Consider the following 23,203-nt stretch of genomic DNA (forward strand, 5'->3'; position numbering starts at 1 on the left):
CAGACCCCACATGCATTAGTTTAAATATTCTTTGTTTTATGGAAATATTCCTTGAATAAACTTTCTTAGTATTTCGACTAACTTTGATTTATTTAGATAATTTTTCCGTAGTAATGGGAATTAAATGGAAATTTAGTGGTTGTTTAATAGGGAATCTTATAAAATTATCTACTTATCTGTCTTTATATGTAGTACGAAAGTAGTATCATTTTAGGGAAATAAAAAAAGAACAGAAGTAAATCTGCCCTTATCTAGAAAAATCTTATGTGAATTCTTTATCTTTACCTACCCAATTGTAATTCTCCTCTTAATGAACGTTCGTAAATCGTGCGGATATCATTTATTCCATATGGCTTCGGACTCCTACCTAATAAACGGGTCTGTTTAAACGCATCCTCTGTCAGTTGATTGATATCAGACTCTTTTATCCCGAACTCTTTTAAACTAGTCGGAATTCCTACATCCTGGACCATATGATATAAACCTTGAACAGTTGCAATTGCGGCCTCACGATCTGTCATATTCGATGAATAGACTCCTAGTGCCTTAGCAACCCGCTTCATCTTTTCGACACAAGAAGGCCAAATGTAATCAAATATATAAGGTAGTAAGACAGCATTTGATTCACCATGTGGAATCTTGAATAATCCTCCCAATGGATAAGCTAAGGCATGAACTCCTGCTACTCCTGCGTTGTAAAAGCTTAATCCTGCATGTAGACTGCCAAGAGATAATTCGGTACGTGCTTCTATATTCGTACCATGCCATACAGCGGTTCTTATATTTTGAGCAATCCGTTCTATTGCATCTAAAGCGAGTGTGTCAGTCAGAGGCGACGCATTCACAGATGTATAGGCCTCAATCGCATGTGTGAGAGCATCTACACCTGTAGCTGCGGTAATTCTGGGAGGTAAGGAGTAAGTAAGTTCTGGGTCTACAATCGCTGTATCAGCCAGTAATAACGGATCTGTAATCACATCTTTTGTTGTCTCTAACGAGAATACTGCGATATCTGTTACTTCCGCACCTGTACCAGATGTAGTTGGAATCAGTATCTTAGGTAATCCTTTATGTAAAAGTTTTTTAGTTCCAGTAAGGTTTAAGTAGTCTTCTACCTTTCCCTCATGTTGGCTTAAGACGGCTGCTGTTTTAGCAATGTCTAATGAGCTACCTCCACCAATTCCAATCACTAAGTCTGCATCACATTTACGTAAAGTATCTACAGCTTTATTGGCAATTATTAAAGGTGGTTCAGGAACAACTTCACTAAATAAATCGTAAGCGATTTCATTTTCCTTCAAGATATTCTCTAGCCTTTTTACAATTCCAACTTGAATAATACCTGGATCAGCGTAAATCATCACTTTTGAAGCATGATAGTACTGGATTTCACCTATAACCTCAGACAAAACTCCAGCACCTGAAAATATCTTTAACGGTGAAATAAATTTGCTCATGTACATTTCCCCCTTTTTCAAAGAAAAGAACCAGGACACTTTCAATCCTGGTTCCATTGTAAATTAATGTAAGTTACCTAACAATTACTTTTTACCGTTGTTTCCTGTTACTTTACCGTTATTCCCTACTAAATTGAAATCTACTAGAGTATAAGGAGTAACCGTAGCATCAGCATTGTTTACAATCATTGCTTTTGCATTTTTTGCATTTAGTGAAACCTTCACTTGCTCTGTTGCACCTGCAGCTATATCAAGACTGCTAGAGTCAAAGCTAATGTTTGGTTTTGCCGTATTAAATGTGATCCAACCACCATCATTTACATCAGTTCCATCGGCAAATGACGCAACTTGGTATTGGAAATCGCCCGTAACCCCAATTGCTGACAATGATACCGGTAGCCCCATATAGTTCTGGTTATATGATCCACCGACTGATACATAGTACTGAAGCGATAGCTTACCAGTTGCAACATTATATAATGCAGTAACTTGTCTACCACTTGGGCTTGCTGCACCAGTGATTAGTCCTAGATCATAGTTAAATACGATAAAGTCTTCTATACCATCTTTATTTGTATCGATATAGACATCAAACTCTACTAGGACTGGATTCTCCCATGCACCTTCAGTAGCAACCACAAATTCTGCAACGCCACCTTCAGCACGAACCCCTACTGCCACTAGATCTTGATAATCTTCAATACTAGCTTCAACTGCATCTGAACCACCAAATTCAAACAGTTCAGTGTTTGCAGAAGTTGCACCTACGTTGTTTAACTTTAATGAATCACTATTTGCTTTTGCTTTTAATGCACTTACTTTTTCAACAACTGCTTGATACGGTACACGTAATACTTCACCGCTCTTATCCGTTAATACCACATATCCATCAAACTCATGGAATCCTGCAGCATCTGATAGTTCAGCAGATGTAATAGCAAAATTAACTTTTAGTGTTTTGCTTGCACCTGGATCTACTTTTAAAGTACCCGGAAGTGATAAGCTAACAGGTCCCGTTTGATCACCGTGTCTATTTTCCCAAGTAACTGTATATTCTTTCGCTTGAGTTCCTTTATTAGTTACTTTAACTTCCTTATTCTTTTGTACCTTTACTTCTTCACTCACAGGAACATATCCTAGTGAAAGTGCTTGTGGGTACACAACACCTGTCGTGTTAGCAGCGACATTTGCTTGAACACGTCCAGCCCCTTGGCGAGATAATGGATATACATTATCTTGTAGATCTTGAATCGGTGTAGATGTGTTCATGATCAGAGACTTGATTTCATCTACACTCCAATCTGGATGTAGCTGTCTTAATAGTGCCGCAACCCCTGCCACGTGTGGAGCCGCCATTGACGTACCACTCTTAGAAGAACTAGCATCACCCGTACCAAAAGCAGCAGAGTCAATATTATAACCAGGTGCAGACACCTCAGGCTTAAAGCCAATTGCCGAACGTCCAGGTCCTTTTGAACTGAATGAAGCAATCGTATCAGCTAGTTCTGGCTTAGGAATTCTAACTGAATCAGAAAGAGTGATGTTTACTACTCCACCTGCATTTTTAAACTTTGTACCTGTTGCCTTACTTACCATTACACCAGGAAGTTCAACATTTGTTCCCCCCATGACAATCGGTTCACCATCTTGACTATTCGCTACTACTGCAGCCATAGCTCCAGCTGCTTTTGCGTTTTGCAGCTTTAAAGTAAATGAACAACCACCACGGTCAATAAAGGCAATCTTATCTGTTAAATCGGTCGTCACTTCAGAACATGCCGTACCAACATATTGTAAATCTCCTGTGATTGGTCCAGTAACTGAAAGTGGAGTTGTAATTCCTCCTTCAGCTGCTTCATATTGACCTGCTACACTAGATGGAGAGTTAACTTCAACTCCACCTACTACTACTCCATCATCAACAGATGCTGCAACAGAAATTGCTTTTTCAGCAACAGCAGGTGAGCCTGTAATGTATGGAGTGTTTCCAGAGTTTCCTGCTGATGCTACCACAATAATTCCAGCATCTACTGCTAAATTTGTAGCTACCGCAGAAGGGTCTTCAGGATGTCCATAAGGAGAGCCTAGTGACATGTTTACAACATCTACGTGGTCAGAAACATCCCCATCACCGTTTGGATCCATTGCCATTTCTAGTGCTTGAGTTGTTACACCAGTCGATCCATCCTTACCAAATACCTTATATGCATATAGTAATGCATCTGGTGCCACACCGCCGCCTACTTTACCTTCAACTTCTAGTCCAGCTACTGTAGCTGCAACGTGAGAGCCATGGCCTTGCTCATCAAGTGGATCAAGGTCAGGTTTTGGAATACGTAGTTCAGGGTCATCTGAACCTGCATCATAATCTGTTCCAACGAAGTCATAACCACCAATTACCTTCGCTGTAGGGAAGCTTCCTTCTTCAATGATGTTGGGATCGTTTGCTTCATAAGCAGCAACCGTTCCTTCTCCACCAAATGATGCATGGTTATAGTCAATCCCCGTGTCAATAACGGCTACAGTAATCCCTTCTCCTGTAACATTCACACCGTCTACAACTTTTTCCCACACTTCCGGAGCTCCAATAAATGGAACACCAGCATCATTATGCAACTCAACTGGAGTTACAGCATAGATGCCCTTTACTTCATTAAGCTCAGCAAGTTCAGTTAGTACACTTCTCTTAACCTGAACATAAAGCCCGTTATAAACATTTTCAAAACTGTCAATGACAGTTCCGCCTTTTTTCACAACTTTGTCTTTTGCTACCTTTTTACCATTCTCTAATTGCTTAGCATGGTTTCTTTGAGTCTCTTTATCTAGTTTTTTACCAACTGCCTTTGCATCCGCATACTCTTTTAATAATGGAGTCCCTTCAAACTGAACTATAACTTCCACTAGCTCGTCCTTATTTGCTCCACGTGGCAATAGTAATTGTTCTATCTTCCCATCTGTCTCTGGTAATTCTGTTACTTTCGTGTATTTCTCAGTTGCTGCACTTGATGGTAAAGTAACTGAACCCATTAAAAACGCCATGGATAAAGCCGCAATCCCAACCTTTTTAAAGTTCTTCTTTACGTTAAACTTCATTTCTTTGTGTCTCCCTTCACCTTTTGTTTTACAAAAACAATTTTCAGATTATTTGTTACTTTAACTATATTTCTTTATATAATTCTTAATTCCTTTTGTGTCGACAAAGGTTCTAAAAAATAGACAAAATTATCTGAATATTTAACATTAATTCCCATTAATAGTAGGTATATCTTACTAAATGTATTAAAATTCGACTTGCATGCTATAAATACCCTTACCCGCTTGATGCATCTTGGTTTATTTGCAATCTAACAAAAAAAAGCGCCTCTCAATGGGGCGCTTCCTTTTCTATCTATTCTTTTGCAGCACTCGCTTCTCGATAACCCTCAAAGGGTACCACAAATTCCTCTGCCGTAATCGGTTTACTAAACAAATATCCCTGTGCTTCATCACATTCATAGTCTTCGAGGAATTGTAACTGTTCTAAATCCTCTACACCTTCAGCGACAATATTGAGATGTAAGCTTTTCCCAAGGGTTAGAATCGCTATTGTAATGGACCTGGAAATATCATCGGTTGAAACATCTTTAATAAAAGACCTATCGATTTTGAGACTATCAATTGGAAACTTGGCTAAATAACTTAACGATGAATAACCAGTTCCAAAATCATCGATAGATATGGAGATCCCTAAGCTTTTTAAAGCTTGAAGTGTTTCATCAACATTGGTTTCGTTTTGCATAAGCATACTTTCCGTTATTTCTAGATCAATCCAGGTTGGGTCAATCTTTGTTTCCTTTATAATACCGGTAATCATTTGGATGAGTTCCTCATGTTGAAATTGAACAGCAGATAAATTAATCGCCATTTTTTGTAATGGTATTCCGTGACTTCTCCACTCCACCATTTGTTTACACGCTTGTCTAAACACCCATTCTCCGATGGGAACAATGAGGCCTGTTTCTTCTGCTAATGTAATGAATTTATCAGGAGCAACCATTCCTAACAATGGTTGCTTCCACCGGATGAGTGCTTCAACCCCTGTGATTTCTTTTGTCTTGATATCCACCTTTGGTTGATAATACAAAACGAGTTCGTCGCGTTCTAGTGCTTTATAGAGGAGGCTTTCTAGCTCTACTCTTTCCGAGGCTGATTCGTTCATTAAAATAGAATAAAATTGATATCGATTGCGCTGTTTTTTTGCTTGATATAGAGCAATATCTGCATTACGTGCTAATACTTCCGTCGAAACTCCATCTTGCGGAGCCAAACTAATGCCAACACTAGCCGTGACATATAGTTCCTTATCCATTAACAAAAATGGCTTTGAGAAGACTTGAATGATCCGTCTTGCCGCCCCTTCTGCCACCTCTTTATTACCCTGGAAGGAAAACACAATGAATTCATCTCCACCAATTCGGTAGACAGTCTCATCTTTACTTGCACAAGCTTGGATTCGGGTTGCTGCATCTTGAAGCAAAAGGTCACCAATATCATGTCCAAGTGTGTCATTAATAAATTTAAATCGATCTAGATCAATGAATAGAAGGTAGCCTGAATCAATTTGTTGTTGCTTGTTAAATAAGGACTTACCTGCATGGAGTAATCCTCTTCTATTTTGAAGCCCCGTTAATTCATCTATTAAAGAAACTTTATAGAGCTGAGTTTGTTGTCGTTGCAGGAAAAATGAAACAACCGCAACTAAAACAAGAATAATAAGGCCTGCATATAAGCTCATTTCCTTTAAACTCTTAGAAAATTGACTAATTGATTTGGCTGGTGTTTCTACTTGGATGATTCCAATAGACTTACCAGCAATATCATGTATAGGTGTAATTACTCTCGTGTAATCAGTACTACCTACTTTAAATATTTCAAAATAATGATCTCCCTCAAAGTTGTTTCTTAGTTTAAGGGGTGGTAGTAAATTCTCTTCCTTCATATTGTTTGTGGTTGAAAGGAAGAATTGCTGATCGGTTAATAATCCAATATCTGTTTTAAGAGTTCCTTTTATATCTAATAACGCCAATTCATCAAGTATTCTTCCAAAAATCAAAACGCCCGCTGGCTCAGCTTCTCCTAAGTCGTCCGTTACTTTTGAAACGGCAATAATGGCAAGTCCTTTAGATGTAACGAGTAATCCCGAGAAATTATCTTCTTCTGCAGAACGAGATATGATTCCTTCATGTGTTATAGTTGAACTGAACTCTTCAAGATCTCCTCGTTGTGAAATAATGTTTCCCTCTAAATCAGCCGTAATGACAAAGTCTAGATCTGGCAGAACGTCTGCTGCTACGTTTACATACTCCTCTATCCAGACTGTATTCCGGTCGATGACAGCAAGACGATTGTCTTCCCAGTTAGAATTGGTCTTGGTAATTGATAATAGGTTTACTCCCATCTTCTCAATTAGACTATTCGCAGAGTAGGCAACGTTGATGGCCCGCTCCTTTGATATACTTCTCAACTCAGTGAGCGTGGAGGAATATAAATAGGTTCCTATTACAAATAATGGAATAACTAATAAAATGACAATGGAAAGAATGATTTGTGAGCTCAGTGATGATAAACCTTTTATCTTTAACATAAATCCTCCCAAGACAATCTGAATAGCCCAAATAAGTTTCTGTACTTTCTATCATACTATCCTCCTAGATTATTGCCTATCAAATTTTTACAAATTTGACTATAATCCCACAACTTCTCTTAATTTTTTTAAAGCATTATTGACGTAAATTGTCTATAATTGTACTAACTGTAAGAATAGGGGGAAAACCGTGCATGGAGCGTATACATGAACTCGAGAACAAAGTTCAAGAACTTTATAGTCTTCTTGAGGCTTTTAAAAAGTTAAACTCTGATTTAGCCATTCAAGATGTCTTTGAAAATATACTTCTCCAAATGGTACAAGTCGTAGGCGCAGAGGCTGGTACACTATGGGTTTTGGATCAAGATCATGAGGAAATCGTAGCCAGTGCCGCTTATGGACCTACCGCTTCTGCTATTCTAAATATTAGATTGTCAAAAGAAGAAGGAATCGTCGGTAAAGTCATGAGTACGGGAGAGGCTCATTTAATAGAGGATGTAACAAAGGATCCTAACTGGGCGAAAAGGGTCGATCAATCAAGTGGCTTCATTACTAGGTCCATGATTACCGTACCATTAGTAGCAAAGGGGCATTCAATAGGTGCTTTACAGCTATTAAATAAACAGGGACATTCCTTATTTACAAAACAAGATGTAAACCTTGCTCTAGCACTTGCCAATCAGTCTGCATTAGCTCTTCATAATAGTCAAATGTATGACGATCTGTACAAGATGTTCATGAGTGTGATTAAGACACTTGCTAGTGTATTAGATGCAAGAGATCCTTATACAGCCGGACATTCAGAAAGAGTCGCCAAGTATTCTGTCTGGATTGCGCAGCGGCTTGGTCTTTCAAGTGAAGAGTGTGATGAGTTAAATAAGGCGGCATTACTTCATGATATTGGAAAAATTGGCATTCCAGACGAAGTGCTAAGAAAACCAACTCGGTTAACGAATGAAGAGTATGAGGCGATGAAGCAGCATACGGTCATTGGAGCAACTATACTATCAAATATGGAACCAAAAAGTTCCATGATCTATGCGATCCAAACAGCTCGTTCTCACCATGAAAGGCTAAATGGAACTGGATATCCAGACCGTTTAGCTGGGAATGACATTCCATTGTTCGCTAGAATCGTTGGAGTGGCCGACACGTTCGATGCCATGACAACTGTTAGACCATATAGCAAAGGGCATACCTTTCAAGAAGGAGCCGCTGAACTCATCAGATGCAAAGGTACTTTATTTGATCCGGACATTGTCGATGCGTTTACGACAATATTAGAAGAATGTCATTATGAGGTGGAGCGTTACAAACTGCCTGGAAGACAAAAGGGGAACTAATATGAGTCAATTTGATTTTCTATTAATAGGGCATTTAATAGGGGATTTTCTATTCCAGACTTCATGGATGGCACAATATAAAGCAACCAGGTGGATCCCATTACTATCTCATGTAACAGTCTATACAATTATTGTAGCAATCTTTGGTTTCCTTTCAGGTGGCATTTCTATCTGGGGAATTGTGATTATCTTTATCGGTCATATCATCTTAGATCGTAAAACATTCGTTACCTATTGGGTGGAAAATATTCAACGAGCAAAAGGACCTGGTCTTGGATGGTTGTCCATTGTCACTGACCAAATCTTTCATCTTATATTATTAGTCATTGCGATCTATGTGTAGGGGGCAAACATGGCACATTCTGCAAAAAAACATGTAATGGAACAAGATTTTCCGCTTACGAAGGAACAGGTATGGAAGCTTCTTGGAGATACCGATCGACTGAACCGGTTTATTGGTTTATTTCCAGTGACTTTTAGTCCTGCTAAAAAAGAGAAATCGGAAACCTTTTATCGTGTAGCTGAAGCAAAGGTAGCAGGTATCGTTCCTCTTTCTTGGCAAGAATACCCGTTTCAATGGGTTGAAAATGAATCGTATACAGTAGAGCGTCGTTACTTACAAGGACCTTTAAAACATTTTGAAGGTGGGATTGAGCTTTTTGACCTAGAAGATTCCAGTGGAACGAAAGTCCGTTTGATAGGGGAATTTACACCAAGAAATTTTGTTGGTCTATTGGCTCTTCCCTTTACTGCCGTTCGTTCCATGCATTTAACGATGAAGTATTTACAAGATTATCTTACAGCCGAAAATCATAACAAGCATTTATTTACGCCTAGAAAAGTAAACATTAAAGTAAATGTTTCGGAGTTAGATAATCTAGCTAAGCAATTGAGCAATTTCTCAATAAAATCAGCATACATCTCCTATCTACATCAACATTTAACTACTAAATTAGATCATGATGTAGCTGAGATGAGACCTTACCTGCTAGCCAAACAGTGGAATGCTGATCCTGAAGAGGTGCTTAGACTTTTCTTGTATGCTACTAAGATTGGAATCTTAAACTTAAGCTGGAATTTAATATGTCCGAACTGTCGTGTGTCCAAGGAGAATTATACAACTTTATCTCAACTAGAGAACCAGTTTCATTGTGATTTATGTGGGATTAACTATGATGCTAACTTTGAGAATTATGTGGAGCTCTATTTTTCCGTCCATCCTTCTATTAGAAAAGCTTATGCTCAAAGCTATTGCATGGGAGGACCCATGATCTCTCCTCATGTCAAAATCCAAAAGGTTGTGGAAAAAGGAGAAACGTATCAACTTATCATTCCTCCATATAATGAAAAGCTTCGGATTCGAGTACTGCAAGCGAATGATAGGGTAGGGATTATAGAATCTAAGCATGGTACAGACCCAGTTCAACTTGAATATAGTCAAAACGGATGGTCGACCGATTCAATCTCAGTAGCGAGTGGGGTCACTCCAGTCACTATTCATAATTCGAGTTCTGAAGATATCGTAATTGTCATTGAGCAAGGGGAATGGAGTCAGGAGATCGTAACGGCAGCCAAGGTAACAGCACTTCAAGAGTTTCGAGACTTATTCTCTTCTGAAGTATTAGCCCCTGGACAACAAGTAGGGGTTGAGAATGTGACGATTCTTTTTAGTGACCTACAAGGCTCAACATCCTTATATGAGGTAGTAGGGGATGCCAATGCATATGGCCAGGTTCGCAAACATTTTGACTATTTAACAGAGTGGATCTCCAAGAATTCAGGTTCTGTTGTCAAAACAATTGGTGATGCGGTAATGGCTGTCTTTCATAAGCCAGAGGATGGGTTTAAAGCTGCCTTAGATATTCAAAAGCATGTCGCTGAGTTTAATGCTGTTAACGGAGGGGACATTATACTGAAAGTAGGATTATATAGTGGCCCCGCCATCGCGGTTAACTCAAATGATCGTTTAGACTACTTTGGAAGAACCGTGAATATCGCTGCTAGAATACAAGGTCAAAGTACGGGTGATGATCTTGTATTCAGTAAAGAATATCTAGACCGTCCTATCATTCAGTCCTTCTTAGAAAATGAAGATGTGAAGCTTGGTTCATTTCAAGCAACCTTAAAAGGGATAAAAGGAGAAGCTGATCTCATTCGGTTAACTTTAACCAAAGATTGATAGCAGACATCATGTTAAAAAAATTGAAAAGAGAAAAAAGATCAATGATATTGTTCCTTTTTCTCTTTTTTTGTTTGTGCAATGACCTTATAGATCCCCAGCAATCTCCAATATACGGCTTGATAAGTTATTCATTTCTTCAACTGCTTGTACCATATCATTGATTGCGTTTGTTTGTGAATGGCTTTTTTCTGCTGTATTCGTGGATGAAATGGTTACTTTATTTATCTCGGTACTTATTTTATTCGTTAATTGAAAAATATCTTCCGCATTAGATTGCGTTAGTTCTGACAGCTTACGAATCTCTTCTGCAATGACTTTCATGCCACGACCATGCTCACCACTTCTGGCAGCTTCAATAGATGCGTTCAATCCGAAGATCTTTGTTTGAAGGGCCACTTGCTTAATAAAAGAGAGTGCCTTTTCTATTTGCCGGGAAATAATTTCTATTTCTTTCATATGAGAGGCTAACTCTATTCCATTACCTTCTATTTCTCTAGCAGCACTCGCAATTCTTTTAATAGAGGCTGTTATATTACCTGAGTTATTATTTATTCTTTCTGCTACATCACTCAAGTCTTTCCCCACACGCTCGGCAATGGTCTGGTTCTGATGACGAATTCGCATGGAGAGAGCCTTCATCACTTTCCAAGGGAGCTCATTGTCACTCTTCATGGACCGAATAAAATTTTCTTCACTTACCACCAGTAATTCTGCTGCCTCTGCAGCAACGGCCGTACCGCTTCGAGGTAATCCTTCTAAAAGAGCCATTTCTCCAAAAAAGTCCCCCGGTTTAAATTGAGCAACTTGTATCATATTACCTTCACTTTCTATGAAAATATTTACCTTTCCTTTGATAACGCTATACATCTCTCGACTTAAATCTCCTTCTTGAAAAATAATCGCTCCAACAGGAAAGGTAACAGTTTGATGACCTGCTTCTTTATGATCAAAAGTTATGCTCATAGTAAACCTCGTTTCTTTTCGGCTAGTATGCAAAATCTTTAGAATTCTTACATATAATGTATTATATCATTTATCGTTTGACTAAAATAGAATGGCACCATCATTATGAAGGCTGTATTCTTGAAATAAAATTTACATGAACCTGAAAAAGTAAACGCTTTATCTAGTACAATAGAAAAAAGTAGATAAAAGGGGAGGACCGCCTATGAAGCGCCGGTTTTCAAAAGAGGAAAATAGTTGGGTCTTATACGATTGGGGAAATTCTGCTTATTCTGTTATTATTTCTACCGCTGTTTTTCCATTGTACTATAAAGCAGCCGCTACAGAAGCAGGGGTGAGTGCAGCCAACTCCACAGCATATTTAGGATATACAATCGCCATCGCTACCTTTATCTTGGCGATGTTAGGCCCCATACTCGGGACCATTGCTGACTATCAAGGCTTTAAAAAGAAATTCTTCAGTTTCTTCTTTTCCTTAGGAGTTTTATTTACCGGTGCGTTGGCATTTATTCCAAGTGATCAATGGCTTCTATTACTCGTATTTTATACGGTTGCAGCTGTAGGGTCTGCTGGCGGGAATATCTTTTACGATGCCTTTTTAGTAGATGTCACCTCTGAAGAGAGAATGAATAAGATCTCGGCCAGAGGTTTTGGTTTAGGATACATTGGTAGTACCATTCCCTTTATTATCAGTCTCGGTATTATTTTATTAGCGCAAAATGAAATTCTTCCAATCACAACGGTTACAGCTAGTAAGATTGCCTTTGTTATTACAGCATTGTGGTGGGGAATCTTCGCCATACCTTTGTTAAAAAATGTGCATCAGCGCTATTTTATTAAAAGGGAACCTAACCCCGTTGTGAACAGTTTTAAACGGTTAGGAAACACGTTGAAGGAAATCAGAAAATATCGTGCTATCTTCTTATTTCTCCTTGCTTACTTCTTTTACATTGACGGAGTAGGGACCATCATCACGATGTCGACTGCATATGGATCGGATCTTGGAATTAGTTCTACAAGCTTGTTAATTATTTTATTCGTGACACAAGTGGTAGCCGCTCCTTTTGCCTTATTGTATGGAAGATTAGCAGAACGTTTTTCAGGTAAGAAAATGCTTTACGTCGGAATTATCGTCTATATTATCGTATGTATTTATGCTTATTTCTTAGAAACGACCCTTGATTTCTGGATTTTAGCGATGCTTGTTGCTACCTCTCAAGGAGGGATTCAGGCATTAAGTCGTTCCTATTTCGCCAAGCTTGTGCCAAAACAGCATTCTAATGAGTTTTTTGGCTTTTACAACATCTTCGGAAAATTTGCTTCCATTATGGGCCCACTCTTAGTAGCGGTGACAGCACAAGTGACTGGCGATTCTAGCTACGGTGTATTTAGTCTAGTGTTTCTATTCATTATTGGGATCATCATTCTAAAATTTGTTCCGGAACATCCAAAAAGGCAAGAATCCTAACATTAGGATTCTTGCCTTTTCACACAATTCGATGTTAAACGGGATCAAATAAAAGGGTTAAGTTGAATAACCTTCTCTTCTCTGACTTGTCCATCTCCGTTTACACCTTCATTTTTAAATCCTTCGAGCACGTGATTCGTTACATAAATTACTGGCTGGCATTGTACAATCGTACTTTAGCCCCTTTAGTTTGGCGTCCTTATTCTTTAGGGCTCTTTTCTAAAACTTTGTTGCTTTTCAATCTTATATTTCTAGGTAGCCCATGTAAATTACGATCATCTACATTTATCATATAGGGTCTTTTTTACGAATTCTATAATATTTTTGTCTGTTATGTCAGATAGTACTGTCTTTCTTTTTTTATTACTCAGGCATAATCCAAACTACTTCACATAGACGAACGAAAAAGGTCGATTCGCGTTCTTGTAGGACGATGTGGTCTGGCTTTGCATCCATTACCACCCCTGAGACATTACCCCGAGTTGTTTCTACTACTGCTCTTTTCCCAACAAGTGTAGTTGCAGCAGCATATACATAAGGCTCTACTACCGTTACTTGCTTTGGCTGCATTCCCTGCATAGTTTGAGGCATTTGACGATACATATAGTTCATTTTCTTTCCTCCATCTTTTTATTTGAATACACTTCAATCTATGCAGAACTAAGTAATATGCCTTAGGCAGCTACCTATTTGCTGGTAATTCACCTATTTTTACAATTTGTTGAACAAACCTACCTTATATTTTCATACTCAGAAGGATTAGGTTAATATATAAGATAAGTGTGGCCCTATTTCATAAAACAATATCGAGTTAACTATAGGCTCTTTTAGTATGCTTTTGAGTTTATTGTCAACTGCTTTTCATCTAGATAGCATTTATCGTTTAAAGTGAGCTTAGCTTTAGATCAAGTAGGTTAAAAATCAACAAAGTGTTAGATAAGAGCCTTACTATAAAATGGAGGTTTCAACTTGAACCATAATCAAGAGCTTTATTTAAAGGCAAAGGATTTCATCTCCACCTGTTATGTGGAGTTAGGAATAGATGATAAAATTGAGACAAGGTTGCAGCACATAAAACTTGAAATAGATCAAACTGGTAATTATGTGCATACTTATGAAGAACTTGTTCATGGGGCAAAATTAGCATGGCGTAACAGCAATCGTTGTATCGGCCGTTTCTTTTGGCAAACGCTTGATGTCATAGATGCAAGGAAATATGAAACAGAAGAAGACATAGCAGAAGCACTTCTTTATCATATAAAAGTGGCGACAAATCAGGGGAAAATTAGACCAATGATTACCGTCTTTAAACCAAAAACTCAAGGACGAATTAGAATTTGGAATCATCAACTCATTCGTTATGCGGGATATGAGCATGAAGACGGAATAGTGGGTGATCCTGCTTCTGTGGAGTTTACTAAGATTTGCGAGTCCTTAGGCTGGAAAGGTGAACATACCCATTTTGATGTTTTACCATTAGTCGTTCAGCTAAATGATCGTAAGCCCCAATGGTATGAAATTCCTAAAGACATCATCTTAGAGGTACCTATACAACATCCGGACTACGAAGCGTTCAATGACTTACATCTGAAATGGTATGCCGTTCCAATTATTTCTGATATGAAGCTTGAGATCGGTGGAATTGAGTATGAGGCAGCTCCTTTTAATGGTTGGTATATGGAAACCGAGATCGGTGCCCGAAATTTAGCTGATTCTTTTCGCTATAATCTCTTACCGAAAGTGGCCTCCATTATGGGGTTAGATACGAGTCGGAACTCAACGCTTTGGAAAGATAAAGCATTAATTGAGTTAAATCTTGCTGTCATCGAATCGTACAGATCCGCAGGCGTTAGCATTGTTGATCATCATACTGCTGCAGCTCAGTTTAAGCGTTTTGAAGAAAATGAAGGAAAGGCTGGACGTGAGGTTACCGGAGATTGGTCGTGGCTCATTCCACCTGTATCTCCTGCGACTACTCATATCTTTCATCAAACCTATCAGGATAAACAAGTTTACCCTAATTTTCTATATCAAAATTGTCCTTATAAATAGCCTCTACCATCCTATAAAAAGGAAGTGAAGACGAGACTTCACTTCCTTTTTTCTTATTGAGTAAGCTTATTATTTAAATGGCGATTTGTCGCCATATCATTTTGACCATCAACTAGATGAGTCATGCCTCGAACTAGAGAATCATCCTCTAGTAAACTCCAGATATGATAGCCTAAATCTTCTCTTTTTAGTAACACCTCTTCTAGTACTTCGACTGTCCCAAAATCATGCAACTGATGGGCACGGTCAATTGTCTTTCTTAACATGCCTTGAATCTTAATCTCATGCTCCAAGTCATTTCTTAAGTAATCACGCATGGTGTAGCGACCTTCTGCTTCGTGCTTAATATATGAGATTTCATGTTGTGTTACTGGATGGGCAGTTGGTACGACACCTAGTCTGGCAACACGCTCTCCTACCTTATCTATGTGCTTTTGAGTCACTTCAATATGTTCATCTAATATATGATGAAGACTTCCAAAAGACTCTGCACCCTCTGTTAACCAATGATGCTTCGTATATTGGTGTAAGGCCACGTTTAATGCACATAAATGTTCATCTAGCATTAACCCCATCTCTAAACGTGTATCGACGGGTAGGCTGATCCCACACCCTTCTTCTCGAACGGTTCTTGGTTCTTGACGAAGAATCATTTCATTACTGTGTTGATTCATATGTCCAGGCATATTAGGATCAAAACCAGATTTAGATAACTTGAATTCACCCGGTGAGAACCCTTCTCCACCTTGAGTTTGCATGGTCATCCCTCTTTTCCCTGTAAGTATATAAGGAGTAGTCACAAATGCTCCTTATCCTTTATAACTTAACCTTGGAATGAACCAATCATTTATGCTAATTCTTGTAAACGCTCTAAGATACTACTCATAATGATGAAGGTCCTCTAGACATTGTTGAAGGTTACTTACCGATTCCTGTAATTGTACTTCTAATGCTTCTTTCGACCATTTTTCATGATGTCTTTCAAGATCTTTCCTTATGAGTGTAAGCATCCAAATAGAAAAAGTAATAGAAAATAAATAATACTTATATGTAAACTTTCGTCTACTCTCTACATGTGTTAGCCCCATTAAGTTCATATAGTGATGAAGAATTCGTCTTCGTACCTGTTTTGTCATGCTTTTTTGAAAGGAAGGGTGCGACAAATCTAACATATGGTATAAGTCCCAGTATGGTGTGTTTAGATGCGCATGCTCCCAATCTAACACATACACTTTATCCGCGGATTTTGCATAATTTCCAAGATGTAAATCACCATGGGAAAAAACAAGATTGGAAGAAAAATCTTCTTCCTCTATTTTCCCAAGTAATTGCTCTAAATGATAAGGATGTAAAGTATATAAAAATTCACCTTCCAAGAAAGCCTTTTCATTATTAATAACGCGAATGATTTCCTCTATTCTTGGCTTTGGCCCTTTTAAGGAAGAGGTGACAATACTAGAAGTAGGAAGGGAATGCCACTTAGCCATTAAATTTACTACCTCTAGTAAATGTTCCTCTTCATATACATGTTCTAAGTCTCCAAGATCCTCAAGTATACACCAATTTTTTGATGTGTCTTCATGAATAGAATGAGCCAATATCTTTGGATATATAGGCGGCAGTGAAGTTAAAATATTTTTTTGTATCCATATCTCATTTCCTATTTGCTCATTATTGGTAAGTGGCTTAAATATATAGCTATCACCTTGAGATAGGTAGACCCTTTCTACACATCTTCCATTCATTCCTTTATATAATATCTCTCTTTTTATAATTTTATTGTCATTTAGCTGGCCATTTGCTGTAACAAAAGGAGTTAGTTTTGTCATTAAATCACTTCTTACTAATAGTATTTTTTACCCATTATAAAGGAATATATTAACAATTAATACTTTACCTATAACTCACATTTAGCGCTAATTCCAACAAAAAACCCATTATTATAGAAAAAATGGGTTTTTATCATGATTATTGCTTCATTTCCATCCAACTACCTACATGATGAATGGCTATCCCTCTAAAGCCAGAGGAGCTTCCGTAATGGTTTTTGATCGTTAGTAATTCTTGATTCATAAACGCTTCGCCTTCCTCAAAGAAAGAAACGTAGTTACCTTCTGAGGAGAAGCCAGTTTCTACTCCAACCACGACTGATTTCTTATGTTTTTGAGCAAATGCTACTTCATTACGAACAATTTCTATTACACTTTTAGCTGAATCACGATAGGCCATGATGGTAACTCCGCTCGTTTTGCTAATGACCCATTCAGCGAGCGTCCCTTTACCATACGTATTTTTATAAGTGATTTCGTCAAACCAGAATGGTAGGTCTGCTTCTAGTGGTAGACTCAGCTGTGTTGAGCTTTTTTGCGCTTTTATTAATAAGTCTTGATATCGCTTAATCGTCGTAGCCCGGTTAGTTGTCCAACTGGTATATAAGTACGGCTCTACATCCAAGTGGACACCAGAAAACTTTTGTGAAGATGTTGACCTCTTTTGATAATTAGTTAGCCACGTAAACAGTTTATTTTGCTCTGTACTTCCTTTTGGTGCCACCCAAGCCGGGGCTCCGTCAAGGGCATATACCTTAATTCCTTTAACAGAAGACTTTTCGATAAAGCTTTGATAGACCTTTGTTGGCAGATCTCGGTCTATTTGAAGATAAACTTTATTAATTTGTTTGTTGTAGAGAAAATCTATCGTATTTGCCTCGTCATTTACAAGTATCCATGGATTCCATAACCATGTTGCTTTTTCATTTGCTCCTGCTGCTGCATGCATTTCGTGACTGAACATACTTACAAACAAGACCACCAAAGCTACTATCATTTTCCGCATAAAAAAGATCCTCCATTCTATAAGCCATGGCTCACAGAACGAGAACCTGGCAACCTGACGACCATACGCAGATGCGTGTAGGCTCATGGCTTTGCGTCCTTCCCTTTCGGTAAAGTTTGCCTTTTCAGTTAGTTTAATACTTTCATTATAAGTGATTATAGAGTTTCTCATCTATTCTTTTTTTCTACCAAAACTTACTAGTGCAACAGTTATTAATTTTCTCTTTTCCTAAATAAGAGAGCCAAGATTACACCATAGACGATATGTCCTATTATCCAAAAAGATAGTGCCTCTAAAGATGTTAGTGCTGGTGTCCTAGTGGACAATGCTGTAGTAGGGTATAGAAGGAACCCTATGATTGTATTGATTAAAACAATTCGCACCATCATTTGCTTATTCGTCCAAGTAGATCTCCTTATGAGACTATATAGAATGATACATAGCAATATAGAGACTATAAGATGAAGAAGAAATTCTCCCCATTCGGGTAAAGATAACTCCTTTAGATAAGGGATATAATCAATATTAAGAAGTAGTGTATAAACTTTAATACCCAAGCTAATTTCTATACCTTTAAAGAAAAAGCCAAGCAGCACGCCAGAGACAATTCCAATCAATGTGCTTTTTATAAGAAACTGCATATATAACCTCCTTCTCTAACAATTAACCCTTTACAAAACCTATACAAATATTGTACATATTATAAGTATATATTCTAATTTAGAAAAAGGTAATACTTTTGTTTTCTTTTCTTTAAATATGAAAATTCGTACAAGCATTTAGGATTTTTCAAAAACAAAGATTTATATAAAAACAGCCTACTTATTTAATCAGTGAGAAGGGGATTTATGAAAAAAATTATTGTTTGGTTTAGGAAGGATTTACGACTTTATGATCATCCTGCATTATGGGAAGCTGCTAAACAGGGCTCAGTCATTCCTGTATTTATTTGGTCAAAAGATGAAGAAAAAGAATGGAATGATAGTCCTACTTCTAAATGGTGGTTACATCATTCTTTATATGCCCTAAAGAAATCCTTATACGATAAAGGGTTAAACCTTATTATTCGTTCCGGGAATTGTAAAACTGAACTTTCGCTATTAATTCAGGAGATGAAGGCAGAGGCAGTTTTCTTTAACGAAAGATATGAACCTTCTCTTTATAAAAGAGACTTAAACCTTATAGAGTATTTTAATACATTAGGCATTCATACAAAAAGCTTTTCATCTGGTCTTCTCGGACATCCTACTGACATATGTAATCAATCCGGAGAGCCTTATAAAACCTTTACACCTTACTACAATAAGCTTCGAAAAGAAGCAATCCCTAAACCATACCCTATTCCTAATAGTTTAAAAGGCTCCAATGACCTTATACCGTCTTTATATATTGAGCAACTAGAGCTTTTACCCATTATTAAGTGGGACGAAAAGCTACACCGACACTGGATCCCTGGGGAAGATTGGGCATTAAAGCAAATGATGAAATTTCTTGATCAAAGGGTTCACCAATACAAAAATGGTCGAGATTTTCCTTCACAGGACCTTACCTCGGGATTATCTCCATATTTAGCCGCTGGAGATATTAGTCCAAGAGTCATATGGAAAACAGCCCTAGATTACATGGAACACAATAAAAATGAGACACATGTTGAAGCGTTTCTTCGCCAGCTTTGTTGGAGGGAATTTAGTCACTATCAGTTATTTCATCATCCCACTATTCAACACCTTCCAATGCGAGAACCTTTTCTTCAGTTTCCATGGATGGGCTCAGGAGATCTCTTTACACGTTGGACAAAAGGTCAAACCGGCTACCCGCTCGTTGATGCTGGTATGAGGGAACTTTGGGAAACAGGAACCATGCATAACCGGGTCAGAATGGTGACTGCTTCTTTCCTCGTTAAACATCTGTTAGTCAACTGGACGGAAGGCGCCAATTGGTTTCAGCAAACATTAGTTGATTTTGACGTTGCCAATAATGCACTGGGTTGGCAATGGGTTGCTGGAACTGGATTTGACTCTGCCCCCTACTTTCGAATCTTTAATCCTGTCACTCAAAGCGAAAAATTTGATGTTGATGGATCTTATATAAGAAAATGGGTGCCAGAGCTATCAAAATTACCAGCTCCTTTCATTCATCAACCATGGGAGACTTCTGCAGAAATCCTATTACAGTCAGATATTGTTTTAGGAGAATCCTACCCCTATCCTGTTGTTGATCATCGGGCGGCAAGAGAACGTGCCCTGTTAGCCTACCAAACCATAAAAAAATGACTCACGCGAGTCATTTTTTTTATTCCTAGATTTCGATTCTCTTCATTTAAGTGATGGTGAGAGAACCAATGACGAAAAATGGTTATTTTTTTATATAAAGTATTAATAAATAGTCTTAAAGTCCCGATATATATAATATATGGTAATTTTTTCTTTATATCTTTTATCTTTAGCTTTATTTGAATGAACCATCATCCTATAATACTATTAAACCTTTATCTATTAAATCATTGTTCTTATTGGAACAAATGCTAGCCTATTTAGATAAGCACAGCTATCTAGAAACTTTATGAATTGAGATGATCTAATGTCTAAAGAAATAGCATCTAGAAAAATGTTAGTCGGTGCACTCTCCAGCATTTTTATTATTGCCTTACTCGTTACATTGCTAGTTCATGAGTTAGTAAACTTATCTCATGGGATTAGCCATTACATTCTTCCCATAACATCATTAGTCATTTTAGCAATCTATAGCATATTATATCTAAGAGGTAAGTTTGTTCTAAGAACAAAGGGGATTTTACTAGGAATTCTATCTTTATTGCTGGTTGACGTATTTTTTTATCTCCTTTTTAAAGAAGAAGTTTTATTAGATATCGTTATTAATCTTTTTGTCTTAATTTTCACTATACCTAATATTATCCTTGTGATTAAAGGTGTCAAACACGAAATAGAAATGGAAGAAAAACTTACTCAAAGTGAACAGCAGTTACGAGCCATGTATAATTCATTAGAAGTTGGTATTTGGTTAACTGACTATCATACAAAAAAATTATTATTTGCTTCACCAGGCATGGGAAAGTTAAGCGGGATTGATGTACAGTCAATATTTGAAGACCAAACAAGTTGGCCAAGGATTATCCATCCGGATGACTTAAAGTATATAAGAAGCCTTCAACCTCAATTAGATGCAGGCAAGTCCCTACATCTTGAATATAGAATTTTCCGCAGTGATGGAGAAACTCGGTTTGTGAAAGAAAAAGTCTTTCCTATTTTTAAGGAAGATGGGTCTATTTCTCGAGTAACCGGCATTATTATTGATTCTACTGAAGAATATAGACAAGCCCAACAAATCGAATATATGGCATTCCATGACGAGTTGACGAACTTATATAATCGTCGTTATTTTGAGAAGAAGTTAAGTGAGTTGCCCGAACTGGCGGAAGGCAATCAAATGGCTCTCATGTATATCGACTTAGACCGTTTTAAATCCATCAACGATATCTTCAGTCACGACGTTGGTGACCAGTTATTAATTCAGATATCACACCGAATTCTATCGTGTATTCAAGAGAAAGGTGTTGCCTTTCGTTTAGGTGGAGATGAATTCGCTATATTACTTAATCAATTTACTGATGAACAGGAATTACATGATCTTGCAAACAAGATTGTTAAATCCTTGTCTATGTCCTATCAAATAGACTCAATGACCATCCATTCCTCATGTAGTGTGGGTGTAACCGTTTGGCCAAAAGATACTCGAGATCCACAACTACTAATGAAATATACTGATGCTACGATGTATACGATTAAGCAAACTGGCAAAAATGGGTATACCTTGTTTGACTCAACCATTCTTAAAAGTTTAGAGAGAAAGACCTTTATAGAAAAAGGCCTTCGAGAAGCATTAGAAAATAATCAATTTCTTGTGTATTACCAACCTCAATATAAGCATGGTCAAATCGTGGGAATGGAAGCATTGTTACGCTGGAAAACAAAAACAGGAGAATTTATTCCACCTACAGAGTTTATTCCTATTGCCGAAGAAGTGGGGCTCATTTCATCATTAGGGCAATGGGTCCTTAAACAGGCTTGTCTTCAAGGGGTAGCGTGGCAAAAAGTCGGAGTTCCCCCAATAAAAATGGCCGTTAACGTATCTGTTAAACAATTACAGAGGACAGGCTTTTATGAATTGGTTTCTCAAACCTTGAAAGAAACTGGATTACAGCCTTCATTATTAGAGTTAGAGATTACAGAGTCGCTTTCCTTATTTGAAGATCCAGCATTTATTGAACAATTAAGGATGCTGCGAGATATCGGGGTAACCATTACAATTGATGATTTTGGGACAGGCTTCTCTTCTCTCGCCTATCTATATAAGCTACCAATTGACTCGATCAAGATTGCCAGAGAGTTTACAATGGACCTTGAGCATAATTCAAAACGTCAAGCATTAGTTGGGGCCATCACAGGGCTAGCAAAGCATTTAGACCTACATATGCTGGCGGAAGGTGTGGAGACAATAGCACAGGTAAACATTTATAAGGAGCTTGGATGTACAACCTTTCAAGGCTATTATTTCTCAAAACCCATAAATGCTCTTGAAGCGAAAAAACTTCTTGAGAAAAATTTACAAATACAGTAAGAGAGGTTAGCTATAGTCCCTCTTTTTACTCTTCATATTGTTCAACTAAATTGGTACACTCCACATGGTTGTGAAAAGTTAAGTGTCAGTCAAAAAAAGTTATTGAGGTTCAGTTCTAATGAATAATATAAAGATGATAAACGCATCAAAAGAAATGTTACCGAATATCCGTAAACAACGAGTAGAAGCATATGAAGAATATGCAGACAGACTTCCAAAGGCACATTGGAAAGCATTAAAGCAGGCCATCACTTCTGATGCAGACATTCAGCCTGGTGCAGAGCTAATAGTAGGTGAGTTAAATGGACAGATTGTGGGAAGTGTAGTTTTGTTTCCTCCAAAGTCTGATGCCTATGAAGGACTGGTAGCTGAAGTCGATTATCCTGAGATTAGAATGTTAGCAGTTGATCCACATGTAAGAGGAAAAGGAGTAGCAAAGGCTCTTATTACGGAGTGCATAAATAGAACGAAAGACAAAGGCTTATCTACCATTGGATTGCATACGGGAGATTTCATGGAAAATGCAATACGGGTATACGAAGCGTTTGGCTTTAAACGTATACCTCAATATGATTTTGAACCCGCGAATGACGGGATTATTGTACGGGCCTATTTGTTGGAGTTGAAATAAGGCTTGTTACT

Annotated in this window: 17 protein-coding genes and 1 riboswitch; of the genes, 8 read left to right on the forward strand and 9 right to left on the reverse strand. The window is 37.8% G+C overall.

The features are described 5' to 3' along the window. Window positions 1-281: 281 nt before the first annotated feature. From LT143_RS14325 to LT143_RS14335, 3 genes are all read right to left on the reverse strand, one after another. The gene (locus tag LT143_RS14325; protein ID WP_418909837.1) at window positions 282-1,457 is read right to left on the reverse strand and encodes an iron-containing alcohol dehydrogenase; all 1,176 of its coding nucleotides are present in this window, start codon (window positions 1,455-1,457) and stop codon (window positions 282-284) included. A gap of 84 nt (window positions 1,458-1,541) precedes the next feature. Continuing rightward, window positions 1,542-4,550 (reverse strand): S8 family peptidase, encoded by a 3,009-nt coding sequence (locus tag LT143_RS14330; RefSeq protein ID WP_246943899.1) that lies wholly within the window; start codon window positions 4,548-4,550, stop codon window positions 1,542-1,544. Between the two features lie 295 nt (window positions 4,551-4,845). Then, entirely contained in the window at window positions 4,846-7,080 is a 2,235-nt protein-coding gene (locus tag LT143_RS14335) for a bifunctional diguanylate cyclase/phosphodiesterase (RefSeq protein ID WP_246943900.1), read from the reverse strand. A gap of 194 nt (window positions 7,081-7,274) precedes the next feature. On the opposite strand from LT143_RS14335, the gene LT143_RS14340 reads away from it, so the two are divergent. From LT143_RS14340 to LT143_RS14350, 3 genes are read left to right on the forward strand one after another with little or no spacing between them, the layout of a single operon-like run. Continuing rightward, window positions 7,275-8,423 (forward strand): GAF and HD-GYP domain-containing protein, encoded by a 1,149-nt coding sequence (locus LT143_RS14340; RefSeq protein WP_246943901.1) that lies wholly within the window; start codon window positions 7,275-7,277, stop codon window positions 8,421-8,423. A gap of 1 nt (window position 8,424) precedes the next feature. Then, window positions 8,425-8,766 (forward strand): DUF3307 domain-containing protein, encoded by a 342-nt coding sequence (locus tag LT143_RS14345; protein ID WP_246943902.1) that lies wholly within the window; start codon window positions 8,425-8,427, stop codon window positions 8,764-8,766. Window positions 8,767-8,775: 9 nt separating this feature from the next. Further along, on the forward strand, window positions 8,776-10,602 hold the full coding sequence (locus LT143_RS14350) for a DUF5939 domain-containing protein (protein WP_246943903.1): 1,827 nt from the start codon (window positions 8,776-8,778) through the stop codon (window positions 10,600-10,602). An 87-nt stretch (window positions 10,603-10,689) separates the two neighbouring features. Here LT143_RS14350 and LT143_RS14355 read toward each other — a convergent pair whose 3' ends face one another. Beyond that, window positions 10,690-11,568 (reverse strand): methyl-accepting chemotaxis protein, encoded by an 879-nt coding sequence (locus LT143_RS14355; RefSeq protein ID WP_246943904.1) that lies wholly within the window; start codon window positions 11,566-11,568, stop codon window positions 10,690-10,692. Between the two features lie 205 nt (window positions 11,569-11,773). On the opposite strand from LT143_RS14355, the gene LT143_RS14360 reads away from it, so the two are divergent. Then, complete coding sequence (locus LT143_RS14360; protein WP_246943905.1) at window positions 11,774-13,036, forward strand: MFS transporter; 1,263 nt, start codon at window positions 11,774-11,776, stop codon at window positions 13,034-13,036. Between the two features lie 363 nt (window positions 13,037-13,399). Here the strand turns inward: LT143_RS14360 and LT143_RS14365 are convergent, their stop codons facing one another. After that, window positions 13,400-13,648 (reverse strand): YuzF family protein, encoded by a 249-nt coding sequence (locus LT143_RS14365; protein WP_246943906.1) that lies wholly within the window; start codon window positions 13,646-13,648, stop codon window positions 13,400-13,402. A 357-nt stretch (window positions 13,649-14,005) separates the two neighbouring features. Between LT143_RS14365 and LT143_RS14370 the strand changes: the two genes are divergently transcribed. Beyond that, complete coding sequence (locus LT143_RS14370; RefSeq protein WP_246943907.1) at window positions 14,006-15,088, forward strand: nitric oxide synthase oxygenase; 1,083 nt, start codon at window positions 14,006-14,008, stop codon at window positions 15,086-15,088. A gap of 53 nt (window positions 15,089-15,141) precedes the next feature. Here the strand turns inward: LT143_RS14370 and LT143_RS14375 are convergent, their stop codons facing one another. From LT143_RS14375 to LT143_RS14390, 4 genes are all read right to left on the reverse strand, one after another. Then, entirely contained in the window at window positions 15,142-15,852 is a 711-nt protein-coding gene (locus LT143_RS14375; protein ID WP_246943908.1) for a Dps family protein, read from the reverse strand. A 114-nt stretch (window positions 15,853-15,966) separates the two neighbouring features. Further along, the gene (locus tag LT143_RS14380) at window positions 15,967-16,917 is read right to left on the reverse strand and encodes a phosphotransferase (RefSeq protein ID WP_246943909.1); all 951 of its coding nucleotides are present in this window, start codon (window positions 16,915-16,917) and stop codon (window positions 15,967-15,969) included. Window positions 16,918-17,056: 139 nt separating this feature from the next. Beyond that, complete coding sequence (locus tag LT143_RS14385; RefSeq protein WP_246943910.1) at window positions 17,057-17,923, reverse strand: amidase; 867 nt, start codon at window positions 17,921-17,923, stop codon at window positions 17,057-17,059. Window positions 17,924-17,968: 45 nt separating this feature from the next. Further along, window positions 17,969-18,054, reverse strand: a riboswitch (cyclic di-GMP riboswitch). Between the two features lie 81 nt (window positions 18,055-18,135). Further along, window positions 18,136-18,564 (reverse strand): hypothetical protein, encoded by a 429-nt coding sequence (locus LT143_RS14390; protein WP_246943911.1) that lies wholly within the window; start codon window positions 18,562-18,564, stop codon window positions 18,136-18,138. Between the two features lie 207 nt (window positions 18,565-18,771). On the opposite strand from LT143_RS14390, the gene LT143_RS14395 reads away from it, so the two are divergent. From LT143_RS14395 to LT143_RS14405, 3 genes are all read left to right on the forward strand, one after another. Then, window positions 18,772-20,196, forward strand: a complete 1,425-nt coding sequence (locus tag LT143_RS14395; RefSeq protein WP_246943912.1) for a cryptochrome/photolyase family protein — start codon at window positions 18,772-18,774, stop codon at window positions 20,194-20,196. Between the two features lie 307 nt (window positions 20,197-20,503). Then, window positions 20,504-22,561, forward strand: a complete 2,058-nt coding sequence (locus LT143_RS14400; RefSeq protein ID WP_246943913.1) for a putative bifunctional diguanylate cyclase/phosphodiesterase — start codon at window positions 20,504-20,506, stop codon at window positions 22,559-22,561. A gap of 118 nt (window positions 22,562-22,679) precedes the next feature. Continuing rightward, a complete protein-coding gene (locus LT143_RS14405) occupies window positions 22,680-23,192 on the forward strand; it encodes a GNAT family N-acetyltransferase (RefSeq protein WP_246943914.1) in 513 nt (170 codons plus the stop codon). Window positions 23,193-23,203 lie beyond the last annotated feature (11 nt).

The sequence above is a fragment of the Bacillus pinisoli genome (assembly GCF_023036475.1).
GTDB classification, from domain to species: domain Bacteria; phylum Bacillota; class Bacilli; order Bacillales; family SA4; genus Bacillus_BS; species Bacillus_BS pinisoli.